The sequence below is a fragment of the Dyadobacter sp. HNCC25DJ183 genome, assembly GCF_056895175.1.
This window is the reverse complement of sequence record NZ_JBXHAP010000004.1, coordinates 1-12,572: the sequence shown is the minus strand read 5'-3', so window position 1 is coordinate 12,572 and position 12,572 is coordinate 1. Positions and strand designations below refer to the sequence as shown.

Sequence of the window (12,572 nt, the reverse complement as noted above, 5' to 3'; positions counted from 1 at the left end):
GTGCTGCTATTTTTGTTGATGTTGACGTTACCCGGACTATTCGGCTCCGTCTGCTTTCGCTCTTGCTACCGCAAATTCACCAACTTTATGACCTGCTTCCAGGCCAGCCTCACAATCGAAGCGGTAATGTATTAATCCGTAAATCCTTGAAACAGAAGCTTCATTCGCCATAGCGTCCAGCTTTTGTTTTTCAGACGGGAAAATGTAAGCGAGTAATTCTGCAGCTGCTCCCGAGAAGGTGGAATGTCCGGATGTATACGATGGAAAGTTAGGCAAGCCCACAGAGGTTTTTACCTTTTTGTCCATCTGGTTCGGGCGCGGATAATAGTAGTAGTATTTAGCATCCCAGCAGCAAATACCCGCATCCTGCAAAGTAGTACCTACCAGTGCCAATGTTCGCGCCGTACGCACTTCGCTAAACTTGTTCTGGTGACAAAGGTTGGCTGCGCGCCTGTGCCAGTGACCTGGCGGCGTATAGCTGCCCACGCCATCTGACCAGAAGCTGGCAATGCGCGCCTGCTCGCGGGTTTGGCTTTTAGCTATTTTGGTCAGTTCTTCCATGTTTTTCTTAAACTCTTCGCTGCCAATTGCCGGTGGAGGAGAAGGTCGCATGGTAGCAACTGTCTGCCTGTCGAAGTTCCAGGGCATAACCGTTCCATAGGTGGGCAACATAGCCGGGCGGGCCGGAACTTCCTGGCTCACCCAGGGTTCAGTAATACCGATTGCCTTCGCATTTGCAATCATTTCAGGTGTTTTTGCCTGATTGTTTGCTGCGCCCATTCCATCTGTTTTGGCGCGGGCCATCGCTTTTTCGCCTACTGCTTTTCCTAATGCAGCTCCCGCTTCAATGTCGCTTTTTACATTCATTCCTGCCCAAAGCCTGCTTTCCTTATGTTCCTGCAACTTCGCTTCCAGGTAGGGTACCTCGCCCGGGAACATTGCTTTCAGGATCTGAAAGGAAGCTTCCGCCACAACCGCGTCCTCGGAAGGATAGGAGGGAAGATCAGTGACCGGAAGCAGAGTCTTGATCTCACTGTCGGACTTGGACGGAGCAGGACGTTTGTACTTAAACTTGTAATTCCAGGCTGCAACCAGCGCGTCGTACTGCGCTACACTGAGATAGGCGAGTGCTCTTGCGGTGTAAGGCGGGTTGGCGAATGGAAACTTGGGATCTGCCAGCGGATTTGCCGCGTCTGGTACAGGGTACTTTCCGTCCTGGTTGGAAGCCGGCGGGGTATTGTACCTTGCTGCAAGCTCGCGCCCGATCTCATTCCAGCGGAAAACAGCCCCGGCTCCCCAGTAATTTACCTGCTCCTTCTGGTGGGGAGTAAGTGCATTTACAACTTCTTTGAGCTTGAGCAGCTCGGTTTTGTAATATTCGCTCGTTGTCTCAGTTGGCGCTGCCACTGGTATTTCCGAGGATGATGTCAGAACGTACGTCTTCCAGTTGCCAGCATTCTGGTCGAGGCTGGAAGGATCGTTGATGCCCACGGTTGGTTCCTCTACGACTTTGCTGCAAGAAACAGCAACAACGCCCAGGAGAAGCAACAATGCGGATTTATTAAATATATGTTGGAAAGAATAGCTGCGTTTCATTGGAGAAAGATCAAAGTTGTTTGTCCGCTTTGGCATAACGGAACTGATAAAGAATGCCTGCCGAGAATGCCGTGCTTTGCCCCACGTTGGAACCACTTACCACGTGTGCCGCCCTCGCATTCACTCCAATGTTTTTGGGTTGATATTTGGCATAAACCCCCACAGTGGTAGATTTCATATTATTGGTTGGAAACGGCATATCGTTTCTACGGATAAAATCACCGCCTGCACATGCGCCATATTCTGCGTAAGCTTCTGCCTGAATACCTTTTTTAAGATAACCCAGACGAGCGGCTGCATCGTAAGCATTCGGTACGCGAACCTGATCAGAATCGTAGAGTTTATCGTCGGCCTGGTAAGTATCCCGGTCGATTTTGATGTTGCTACGAAAGATATAGCTTCCGTGCACAGTCAGGTAAACGCCCGATTGATGGCGGTAATTGACCAGGAGCCGCGCAGTAGCGGTTTTGCACCGTATTCCGATCGACATCGGTAAGAAGTCGGGAATGTAGTTGGTCACCGGGATTGAACCGCCTGCAATGGCATGGAGGCTGAAACCTGCCACATTCACAAAGCGGTATTTAAGCCAGCCGGATGCATCCTGAAAGCCCTTTTGCCACATCAGGTTGCCGGCACTTGCCTGTGTCCATATATAAGGAACTGCGGCGATCACGTTAAAATTTTTGGTTATACCCACTGCGAGCATCGGCATTACACTTTGTGTGGTGTGCGTCCCTATGTTCAGGTTTTCGCGGCGGAGGGAATTTTCCCAGTACTTATCCCAGGAATTATGCGAATAAGTCACGGCCAGACAGGCTGTTTTCTTCGACATATAGATTGCGTCGTTAGGCATTTGAGCAAAAACCTGAGACGCGTTAATGGTAATCAAAAACCAGAAAGCGAGTGAAGCCCACCTGGTCAATGGTAAAGATTTGTTCATATTATAAATGGTTTTTACAGCAACCCCGCAGCGTATTGCGCTGACAGCGGATGCTATGGAAGCAAAGCTTTTGAAAAAAGGAAAGTGGCGCGCTATGAAAGTCGCTCGGGTGGTGGGTTGCTGACCAGTACGGACACCGCAGGATAGCTCCGGCTATAAGCAAGCGGGAGGCGGTTACTTTCACTTGCGGGTAGTGGCGGAGAAATGCGGAAATCCTGCTTGTTTCCGGGTACATAGGTTTTGATCAGCTCAGAAAGCAGCTTTAATGCTTTGCTACCTGGATGATCGGCAGCATCGCCAGGCTGGTTGCTGAGCATTTGCATGGCAGCGGTCAGCTCAAAAAAGCGGTCGCGTGCGGCCTGGTTACTTTGCAGGGTAATGTATAATGTATCGTTGGAATGCTGCACCTGAACCGGATTGTAGAACTGATTTTCGTGTCGGATCAATGCTTCGATCCGGCCTGGTATTTCCAAATCCGCGGAGTAGGGCAGGGAAGGAAGATAGACTTTCAGTAATTGCTGTTCGGAAACAGCCTCTGTCGAAGGGGCAAGCAGGTAATCTTCTTCAAAAAAGATCACAGCAACGCTGAGCCCGAACGTATTGCAGAGCAACAAAACCAATAAAGCTATCGGCGCTAAACTTTTCAATTTTGAGAGGATTATACTCAAAGTAATCAAATTGATTGCATATATACAAGATCTATTATCATACTTTAATGTAAATAACTTCCTCTAAATAAGTAACCTTAGGTTATATACTTTTGAGCAGCTTCTGAGTTGGTTTGAAGGTGATCAATCTGTATTTTGGCATATCCAACTCAGCAATTTTAATATCCATGAAAAAATCAGACATCATTCCAATGCCGCCCTTTTTTGATCGCTACATCAATCTTTGTGATAATGTTGAGCTGATGGAAGGATTTGAAAAATACACCCCGGCTTCAATCTATCATGACGTGGAAAAGTTGAAGGCGCTGGGAAGTAAGGTATATGCGCCTGGGAAGTGGACGGTTAACGATACTTTACAGCACGTGATCGATAATGAGCGCATTATGGGTTATCGGGCACTGCGGTTCTCAAGAGGGGACAATACTGCATTGGCGGGATATGACGAAAACATCCTCGCGCCGAATACCACCGCGAATGAGCGTACCCTGGAAGACCTTCTTGCTGAGTTTGACCTCGTGCGGGCAGCAAGTATTGCCTTATTCAGGAATATGAATGGGGTAATGCTGCAACGGACAGGCAGCGCAGATGGTAAGCAGATTACGCCGCTTGCATTGGGATTTGTTATTCTGGGCCACCCCGTTCACCACATGAATATCCTCGCCGAGCGGTACTTTCCGCTGCTATAATCCGCCGGAAAGTTGTTGCAGGGCTTCTTCTACATTGGTGACGGGGAGCTGGCAGGTTTTATCGTAGCAAATGTAAATCGCAGTCTGACTGTTGATCTCGGTCCGATTTTGTAGCAATGGCAGCTCTGAGGATGTGGTAGTGCCCATGACCACTTTATTTGGCACAAAGAAGCGGTCGAAATCTTTACGGAGCTGATCGGCTTGTGCGCCTACGATAGCTACTTCCGCTGTGGGCACTGCGCGCTGGCAATACAGAGCTGCCCAGTTAGTAACCCATTGCACATCCGTAAGCACAAGCCGACCGATTTTCGAAAGCATTTTGTCGGCGACTTCCAGGTACTCGCTCTTATCTGTCATCAGGGAGAGCGTGTACAGGTTATGTGCCATGATGGAATTGGAACCGGGGATTACATTGTCAAAAAGCTCCTTTTTTCTCGCGATCAAAGCTTCTCCATACACATCGGTGAAATTGAAGAATCCTTCCTGCGAATCATAAAAATTGCTCAGCGTATAGGAAGTAAGTTCTTCTGCCTTGCGGATCCAGTGTTCCTCGAATGTAATCTGGTAGAGGGAAAGACAGGCTCCGATCACCGCGGCATAATCTTCCAGGAAACCGGTTACCGAAGCTTTTCCATTCTTGTAGCTATGGAGCAGCCGCTCTTCGGCACTCATTTTATCAAAAATAAAACGGCCTGCAGAAACTGCCATTTCCCTGATCTTTTCATCGCCGAGCGCACGGTATGCAGCGGCCAGTCCGGTAATCAGCAGGCCATTCCACGAAGCAAGTATCTTATCATCCAATCCGGGGCGCACGCGCTCAGCACGATTGTCAAAAAGTTTTTGTAATGCGCCGCGGTAATTTATTTCAAACTCGTCAATGTAAATACCGGCAGCCTTTGCAGTATGAACGGGAGCTTCTGTAAGATGCAGATGGTTGAAACCGTGCTCCCAGTTCCCGTGACCTAAAATGTTATATAATTTGGAAAACCAATTGAAATCGTCACCCAGTACTTCACGCAGCTCAGCTTCTGTCCAGATGTAAAATTTACCTTCCACACCTTCGCTATCAGCGTCCAGAGCAGAGTAAAAGCCGCCTTCCGCATGCCGCATCTCACGATCAAGCCAGCCGATCGTTTGCTGAATTCTGTCAGCATACAAAGGATTTTGGGTAAGCGAATAGGCTTCCGAAAAGACTTCCAGCAGCTGCGCATTATCATATAGCATCTTCTCGAAATGCGGAATAAACCACTGATCATCGACAGAGTACCGCGCCCACCCGCCGCCAACGTGATCGTAAATCCCGCCGAGTGCAATCCGGTTTACTGTAAGCTCAATCTGTCGCAGTGCTTCCGGGTTCTGACTGATATCATAGTAACGGAGCAGGAATTTGTAAATGGAAGGCATGGGAAACTTGGGTGCCCGGTCCATTCCACCGTTGTGGGTATCAAAGTTTTTTTGAAGCTGCTCAAACATCGAGTCCAGGTGCGCTACTTCAAACTCACTCTGCTGGCCTGTCAGTCCATATTTCTCAGAATCGGGGATCGACATATTTTCCACAAAACCTTCGGCTGATTTTGCCAGCTCATCGAAGTGGTTTTTGAATGCATTATCAATGCTTTTGAGCAGCTGTACCCAGTTCTGCGGCGGCAGGTAAGTTACCCCATAGAACGGTTTACTGTCGGGCAGCAGGAACACATTCAGCGGCCAGCCGCCTCTTACACCCATTGCCTGTACTGCGTCCATATAAACTGCGTCGACGTCCGGCCGTTCTTCACGGTCGACTTTAATGCACACAAAATGCGCATTCATCACTGCCGCGATATCCGCTTTCTCAAAACACTCGCGCTCCATAACGTGGCACCAGTGACAAGCAGAGTAGCCGATACTGACCAGAATTGGCTTATTTTCCTCCCGGGCTTTTTCAAGTGCCTCATTTCCCCAGGGATACCAGTCTACCGGGTTATGGGCGTGTTGAAGTAAATACGGGCTGGTTTCCTGTGCAAGACGGTTCATAATGCTGGCTTAATGATTTACAACTACCTTTTTGGTAATTGTTTGATGCGGCGTGTCGAAACGGACAAAATATATGCCAGAAGAGAGGTAAGGAAGCGGAATCGTGTGCCTGGCTTCCCCCGCCCGCGATTTCAGCTGCTTTTGATAAAAGGTCTGTCCTTTCGTATTCAGTATCGTCATATTCACATTAGTGCCGCCATTTACGCCTGTAAGTACCACATTGATCTCGCTTGAAATAATGTACGGGTAAACGTAAGCGTCTGAAAGTGGCTGCTCAACCGAAGTCACAGAATCGTTCAGGTCAAACTTGCAGAGGAACACCTGCTTTCCATTCAATGTGATATTCCGTGTCCATTTCTGATGGGAGACTGCAATAGTGGTTTGCTGGTTGTCGGCTGCGTAAGGGTTTTGAGCCGCAATCAGAATTTGCCCATTTTTAACAACACCTCTCCAAACCGGATTTCGTAGTTCCATATGATCCCGGGCAGATTGCGGTATCACAAGCTGGTAGGTACCCTCAAACATATTCCGGAACTCCGAGAGCCGGTACAAACCGTAAATGAAATGTTCGTAAGGCGCATAGTTTTCCAGGCGGTTACCCGGGAAAAACGGGTTTTCCCAAAGCCATAATCCCTTTGCACCTGAAAAGAATGGAAAAATAGCTGTCGCCTGCGCCTGGAAATTGTCAATCAATGGCGTATTCGGATCGTAGCTGTCGTGGATTCTTAGCCATACAAACGGAATAACCGGTTTGCTGCTCCAAGCTGCATTGGCTTCAATGTTGAACAGCAAGTAAGAGAGATAATCCTTCCCGATCGGGTTGGCATACCCATAATAGTAGTAAGGCGAAGGCGATTGAAAATCAAGCGAATTGAAAAAATTTCCCCCGATTTTACCACTGTTATCCTGTGCCAGATAATGGGTGCGGGCGAGGTTGGTTGTCCAGTCCTGCCAGGAATTGGATGTGATATTCAGCCAGGTATTGCGAACAGGCACGTCGCTGTAACTGGTGATTTTGGCAGTCACACCTTTGGCGCGCAGCCGGTTGACAGCCTCGGCGTACCACCAGCGCATATCGCGTTTGTATGTATTTAAAAAGTCCTGGTCGGAAAGGCTGCGGTAATTTTGCGGGATTTGATTATTTGTTTTTAATGCAAGGATATCACGGTCTTCGCGCTGCATTCTTTCAATGTCCAGGCAAACAATGTCCACGTCTGTCACGCTGCCCGCAAAGTTATCCCAGTAACTCCGGTAAGCCGCTGTATCATTTCCCCACGGACTTCTCAATGTATTGTCAGCCCAGGGTTGATTGCCGCTTGACGTCGCAACTCCGTACCAAAGCACTGCTCTTTGCTGGCGGGTAAGTGAGCCAGGTTCATTACCCGAGAACGAAGCCAGATGACTAAATCCGTGTTGTAGTGGCTGCGACTGGGTATCACCAAAGCGAGGGCCGCTGTAAATGATATCAAATGGAAGAGAAAATTTAGGGAATTTGCCCCATTCTATTGTGTTGTTACCGTTTACCGGATTTAGTACAAATGCGGGCTGACAGTCCTGGCCGAAGCAATTGGACCAGGCAAATAGCAAGACGAAAAGTGTTGTGTAAAATTTCTTGAAATAGATTTTAGAAGATTGAATCATAAGAATGGCCAGACAAATTCGTTACTTTTGCGATGTGTATAATGTTGTTTTTCCGGGAAAAGCGATGGTGTGAACAATGCTTCGACTTACTCGGTTACCGGCCTGAAAAATTTAAATCCAGAAGAATTATGAAAAAATTATTGCTACTCGCCAGCCTTGTTCTGGGCCTATTTATGGTCGCTTGTGACAAAGACAAAGATAAGAACGAAAAGCCGCAGCCCACAGAAAAGGATAAAATACTCGTCAACTATCCATGGCGCATGTCAAAGGTGACTGACTTGTCCGGCAAGGATATTCCCATTAACCTGCTCAACACGCAGACACAGGCTATCAAGCAGGTGATGGATATTCAGTTTATGCAAAACAATGTGACCAAAGCGATCGACCAGCGCTCAAAGCAGGTGATCAACGGCGGTACCTGGTACCTGATTGATGAAGGAGCCACGCTGGATATCTCTATTTCCGGATTTGCCGGCAAGTTTGGGGTTGAAGAACTTACAAACAGCAGAATGAGGCTTAAAAGCACAATGCCGGTAGATGGTGTTGATCAGGAAACGATCATGGTTTTCGAGCCGGTGATCTAAGGAGTTATTTCGAGAATATATATGAATGGAGCGGCGGATTATATCTGCCGCTTTTCTTATTTTGTACCAAACATATTTGAATGAAAAAGAATAACCCTTCCATTATCAATGCGTGGTGTATGTACGACTGGGCCAACTCGGTTCATGCGCTTGTCATTGTGTCGAGCATCTTTCCGGTTTATTTCAGTGCAACTGCGCTCAGCGCCTCTGGGCGCCCGGAAGTTGATTTTTTCGGGTTTTCAATCAAAAGTTCAGTGCTTTTTTCCTATACGGTATCAGTCTCCTTTCTGATCACCGCCATGCTCGTTCCCGTTTGTACAGCAATCGCTGACTATACCGGGAAAAAGAAGCGCTTTATGCAATTCTTCTGCTACACGGGTGCATTGAGCTGCATGCTTCTTTACTTTTTTACAAAAGATACCCTCATCGCATCCATCTTCCTTTTCGGGCTGAGCCTGATAGGTTGGAGCGGGAGCATTGTTTTTTACGACTCCTATCTGCCTGAAATAGCTACTGAAGATAATTTTGACAGGTACAGCGCACGCGGTTTTTCGCTGGGTTACCTTGGCAGCTGTCTGCTGTTGCTGTTCAACCTGAGCATGGTGCTGTTTCCGCAGTTTTACGGCATTACCCAAAAGGCACTGCCAGCCCGGATATCGTTTTTCACTGTCGGTCTATGGTGGATTTTATTTGCGCAAATCCCTTTTCACTACCTGCCGGAGGGAAGAATTGACAAGCAAAAAGGCGGTAGCTGGATTTTGAATGGGTTCAAAGAGTTGGGTAAAGTGTATGGTAACCTGCGTGAGCAGCCTTATCTGGCCAGGTTCCTGGCTGCATTCTTCATCTATACAATGGGGCTGCGCACGGTGATGTATGTTGCTACGATATTTGGCGCGAGCGAGCTGAAATTACCTTCTCAAAGTCTGATCATAACCGTCTTATTGATCCAGCTGGTGGGGATTGCCGGCTCTTACACCTTTGCCTGGCTTTCTGCCCAGATCGGCAATATATATGCATTGATGATCGGTGTTGTGATCTGGATAGGCATTTGTACCGGTGCATACTACACCACCGAGGCGATGGAATTTTACATGATTGCGTGTACAGTGGGAATGGTAATGGGAGGCATTCAATCACTTTCACGCTCGACCTACTCGAAGCTGATCCCCGAAAATGTGAGCGATACCGCTTCTTATTTCAGTTTTTATGACGTGACCGAAAAACTGGCCATTGTGATCGGTACCTTCATTTATGGGATCGTAGAGCATCTCACCGGCAGTATGCGCAACAGCATTCTCGCCTTGCTTGTCATTTTTGTGCTCGGACTTGTACTACTCTCCCGCATTCCTTCACTTAAAATTTACCGGTTGGAGTTGGACAAGCGAAAAAGCTGAGTCGGCCTGCATTTTGGTGATCTGATGTGCATTTCAGCTTAGTTTGTCCGTTATTCTTTGCAATCTATCATGTAAAGCTGGCACAGTTCTTATCGAATCTGGCTGACTTCTTGGTTACATATATTTGCAGAAGAAGTAGAGCTGCACGCGAGTTCGGCTGCATTTGAACATCAAAACCGGGTAAAAATGCAAAACCACACCAATTACGGGTCTTCCAAAAGCAGGGAAGCGTCCTTTGACACAGAAGCTTTTCGGGATGATCTTCCCCGCGCTGTCCTCAGACCAAATGAATACATTTTACTCGATGGCGAGTGGAAATTCGCGGTTGACGCAGAGGACAGGGGACTGGTTGAAAGTTGGTATGTACAGCATGATTTTACACGAACTGCCAACTGGCCGGGCAGCGTGGAGCAGCATTTAGCTGTATCTCAAAATGCGAGTGCTTCCTGGCAGGATAAGATCGTAGTTTGGTACGAAAGAAATTTTGAACTGCCGGCACAAGCTGCTGTCACGGTGGACAGTGATACCATTCTTCAACTCACTTTTGGTGCCTGCGGCTACGCAACAATGGTGTGGCTTAATGGACACCTGCTTTCCACTATAGAAGGCGACCAGGTGCATACCGGCGAGTATACTTCCTTTTCTTACGAGCTTGAAATGCTTAAACCAGTCAACCGGCTTACAGTGCGGGTGGCCAGCAGTATGGATGCGGATATACCCCGTGGTAAACAGGAATCACATGTTTATAAACGGGGCGGGATCTGGTACCAGACGTTTACGGGCGCCGTCCGCAGTGTGTGGCTTGAAAAAGTGGAGCGAAACCGGTTACGGTCGCGTGTGGGTGTGGTCAGTATTATTGAAGATAATCTGGTAAGGTTTACATTAACAACCCGCATTCATGACCCGGGCAAGTATAAAATAAAGCTGTTTATTTTTCCTGTTGAAAGCGAAGAGCTTGTAGCCGAAGATGAATTTGAGCTGGTACTGGAAGCGGGACAAAAGTCGCAGCGCCTCGTTGTCGATTTACCCGATGCATTGCTTTGGTCCGTAGAATCGCCAAACCTATACCGGCTGGTAGCGCAGCTCATTGATGAAGAGGGCGCCATTTCAGAAATTGAGACGAAGTTTGGTTTGAGGAAGTTTGAGGCCAGAGGTAACAAACTTTATTTAAACAACAAGCCCATTTACCTGGACGGTATCCTTTACCAGCCGGGAAATTCAACATACCATCAGATCAAAAAGCATTTGCTTGCGATGAAGGAGCTGGGCTGCAATCTTGTCCGGATCCACATTGCCGGTGTAGATCCCCGCATTTACAAGCTTGCTGATAAGATCGGGATATTGCTCTGGGTTGAGGTACCTAGTCCGCATCAATCCACTTTTCAAAGCAGAGAGAACCACCGCGCCGAGCTTAGAAGAATGGTCGCATTGATTGGTACTCACCCTTCCGTGGTAATATGGAGCTTATATAATGAAGACTGGGGTGTTCAGGACATTGCGCATAATGTTGAAACACAGCAATACATTATTGAAATGTATCATTTTATGCAAATTGCTTACCCACAGTTTCTGGTGGTGGACAATGATGGCTGGCAACACATTTCCCTCGAAGGAAGGCTAAAATCAGATCTTTTAACTGCTCACTTATACACTCCCAACCTGGAAGACTGGAAGAGAATGCTTGACGATCTGACGGAAGGGAAGTTTGAGAAAGTAGCCGCATTTCCGCTTGTCGTAGGCGATCCGTTTTTTTACCGCAAGCAGGTCCCGCTGATCGTTAGTGAATGGGGCGGGTTCGGTTTCAAGGATTATGGCGGCCCGCAGGATGATGCCTCACGCGCCAATCAAATTGCCCTATACAAAGCAGAATTGCGAAAACGGGACATTTCAGGTGATGTTTATACCCAGGCAACCAACATCGAAGATGAGAAAAACGGATTGATTGACCCTGAGACAGGCGAGCTGAATGTTCCCGCAGGGTTGCTGGCTTCCAGACGGGAATAAGCAAGATATACCTACCAAGGTGATAATTGCTTGTTAGTTTGGGCAATGGGGGATATAATACAAAAACTTACGCTCAACTCGCATTAAAGAAAAGGTATGGAACTTACGGAGAGGCAGTGGCTGCTGTTTGATTTTGTCAAAGAAATGCACGGAACGCAGGTGCGGAAATATTCCGGCGAACCCTATTATACACACTTGCTGAGCGTAGCGGATAAGGTGACTCAATACGGCAGTGATAATTGTGAAACCGAAATCGCGCTTTGCCACGACCTTATTGAAGATACGCCATGTTCCCTGGCTACGCTTTCGGGCTTATTGATCAGGCTGGGTTACAGCGTTCAGGAAGATGCGCAGATACTTTCCGCAGTGGATGATCTCACTGACAAGTACACGAGTGCAAAATATCCTCAGCTTAACCGGGCTCATCGAAAACAACTGGAAGCTTCGCGCATTATTTCTTCCAAACCCGTTTCACAAACTGTCAAGTATGCGGATATCATAGATAATATCGGCTCCATTGCTAAAAGCGACCCGGGTTTTGCGCGAGTTTATCTCAGGGAAATCGACCGATATCTTTGGCGGCTTAATAAAGGCAATCCTGATTTGTACCAGGAATGCTGCGCCGTTTTCACACAGACACTCAAAACTGTTTCCATTTAATACCTAACAACTGTTCTATGAATTCTTCCGAGCAAAAAGATTTTGAACACGCGACACCGACGGATGATGAGGTAAATGATATGATCCGTCGTTTACAGGAAAAGCTGGCGGACGCAGGAACCGGGAATGAACTGGCAGAAGCTTACGAAAAAGCAATTCGCATTTTAAAAGGGAGAGAAATTGAGTATAACGACTTAATGGATGATTCTTCTCCTGCCGCTTCCAGAACAATAGCTGCATTGGCTCTCCGCTATCTGAATGGGGAAACAGGCGCTGATGTGTTGCTCAACTATCCTCCTATAAAACAATGAGGCTGTCTCAAATGAGGCAGTCTTTTTTTGTTTGTAGCGGTTGTGCAAATTTTCCGGATTGATTATCTTTAGGTA

General features: G+C 47.5%; 11 protein-coding genes. 6 read left to right on the top strand and 5 right to left on the bottom strand.

Annotation, left to right across the window (positions count from 1 at the left end; translation table 11 throughout):
• Positions 1-36 precede the first annotated feature (36 nt).
• From AC1XTG_RS10610 to AC1XTG_RS10600, 3 genes are all read right to left on the bottom strand, one after another.
• Positions 37-1,596, bottom strand: a complete 1,560-nt coding sequence (locus tag AC1XTG_RS10610) for a vanadium-dependent haloperoxidase (protein WP_056283009.1) — start codon at positions 1,594-1,596, stop codon at positions 37-39.
• Positions 1,597-1,606: 10 nt separating this feature from the next.
• The gene (locus tag AC1XTG_RS10605; RefSeq protein WP_484842319.1) at positions 1,607-2,449 is read right to left on the bottom strand and encodes a hypothetical protein; all 843 of its coding nucleotides are present in this window, start codon (positions 2,447-2,449) and stop codon (positions 1,607-1,609) included.
• A 179-nt stretch (positions 2,450-2,628) separates the two neighbouring features.
• Positions 2,629-3,183: a hypothetical protein gene (locus AC1XTG_RS10600; protein ID WP_484841973.1), complete on the bottom strand. Its 555-nt coding sequence runs from the start codon at positions 3,181-3,183 to the stop codon at positions 2,629-2,631.
• A 188-nt stretch (positions 3,184-3,371) separates the two neighbouring features.
• Here AC1XTG_RS10600 and AC1XTG_RS10595 point away from each other — a divergent pair, with 188 nt between their 5' ends.
• Positions 3,372-3,890, top strand: coding sequence for a DinB family protein (locus AC1XTG_RS10595; protein ID WP_056283016.1), 519 nt, complete (start codon positions 3,372-3,374; stop codon positions 3,888-3,890).
• Here AC1XTG_RS10595 and AC1XTG_RS10590 read toward each other — a convergent pair.
• Both AC1XTG_RS10590 and AC1XTG_RS10585 read right to left on the bottom strand, forming a co-directional pair.
• Positions 3,885-5,903 carry a thioredoxin domain-containing protein gene (locus AC1XTG_RS10590; RefSeq protein ID WP_484841972.1) on the bottom strand — a complete coding sequence of 673 codons (2,019 nt, stop codon included), beginning with the start codon at positions 5,901-5,903 and terminating at the stop codon, positions 3,885-3,887. The genes AC1XTG_RS10595 and AC1XTG_RS10590 overlap by 6 nt on opposite strands.
• Positions 5,904-5,912: 9 nt before the next feature.
• Positions 5,913-7,544, bottom strand: coding sequence for a T9SS type A sorting domain-containing protein (locus tag AC1XTG_RS10585; RefSeq protein ID WP_484841971.1), 1,632 nt, complete (start codon positions 7,542-7,544; stop codon positions 5,913-5,915).
• Between the two features lie 128 nt (positions 7,545-7,672).
• Here AC1XTG_RS10585 and AC1XTG_RS10580 point away from each other — a divergent pair, with 128 nt between their 5' ends.
• From AC1XTG_RS10580 to AC1XTG_RS10560, 5 genes are all read left to right on the top strand, one after another.
• Positions 7,673-8,128, top strand: a complete 456-nt coding sequence (locus AC1XTG_RS10580; protein WP_484841970.1) for a hypothetical protein — start codon at positions 7,673-7,675, stop codon at positions 8,126-8,128.
• Between the two features lie 80 nt (positions 8,129-8,208).
• Positions 8,209-9,522 carry an MFS transporter gene (locus AC1XTG_RS10575; protein ID WP_484841969.1) on the top strand — a complete coding sequence of 438 codons (1,314 nt, stop codon included), beginning with the start codon at positions 8,209-8,211 and terminating at the stop codon, positions 9,520-9,522.
• Positions 9,523-9,708: 186 nt separating this feature from the next.
• Positions 9,709-11,526, top strand: coding sequence for a glycoside hydrolase family 2 protein (locus tag AC1XTG_RS10570; protein ID WP_056283550.1), 1,818 nt, complete (start codon positions 9,709-9,711; stop codon positions 11,524-11,526).
• 96 nt (positions 11,527-11,622) lie between these two features.
• Positions 11,623-12,186 (top strand): HD domain-containing protein, encoded by a 564-nt coding sequence (locus AC1XTG_RS10565; protein ID WP_056283028.1) that lies wholly within the window; start codon positions 11,623-11,625, stop codon positions 12,184-12,186.
• Positions 12,187-12,203: 17 nt separating this feature from the next.
• Positions 12,204-12,497 (top strand): hypothetical protein, encoded by a 294-nt coding sequence (locus AC1XTG_RS10560; protein ID WP_484841968.1) that lies wholly within the window; start codon positions 12,204-12,206, stop codon positions 12,495-12,497.
• Positions 12,498-12,572 lie beyond the last annotated feature (75 nt).

Bases quoted from the DNA above. Each gene is read 5' to 3' on its own strand.
- AC1XTG_RS10610 (WP_056283009.1), bottom strand. From the start codon at position 1,596: ATGAAACGCAGCTATTCTTTCCAACATATATTTAATAAATCCGCATTG.
- AC1XTG_RS10605 (WP_484842319.1), bottom strand. From the start codon at position 2,449: ATGCCTAACGACGCAATCTATATGTCGAAGAAAACAGCCTGTCTGGCC.
- AC1XTG_RS10595 (WP_056283016.1), top strand. From the start codon at position 3,372: ATGAAAAAATCAGACATCATTCCAATGCCGCCCTTTTTTGATCGCTAC.
- AC1XTG_RS10590 (WP_484841972.1), bottom strand. From the start codon at position 5,903: ATGAACCGTCTTGCACAGGAAACCAGCCCGTATTTACTTCAACACGCC.
- AC1XTG_RS10585 (WP_484841971.1), bottom strand. From the start codon at position 7,544: ATGATTCAATCTTCTAAAATCTATTTCAAGAAATTTTACACAACACTT.
- AC1XTG_RS10580 (WP_484841970.1), top strand. From the start codon at position 7,673: ATGAAAAAATTATTGCTACTCGCCAGCCTTGTTCTGGGCCTATTTATG.
- AC1XTG_RS10575 (WP_484841969.1), top strand. From the start codon at position 8,209: ATGAAAAAGAATAACCCTTCCATTATCAATGCGTGGTGTATGTACGAC.
- AC1XTG_RS10570 (WP_056283550.1), top strand. From the start codon at position 9,709: ATGCAAAACCACACCAATTACGGGTCTTCCAAAAGCAGGGAAGCGTCC.
- AC1XTG_RS10565 (WP_056283028.1), top strand. From the start codon at position 11,623: ATGGAACTTACGGAGAGGCAGTGGCTGCTGTTTGATTTTGTCAAAGAA.
- AC1XTG_RS10560 (WP_484841968.1), top strand. From the start codon at position 12,204: ATGAATTCTTCCGAGCAAAAAGATTTTGAACACGCGACACCGACGGAT.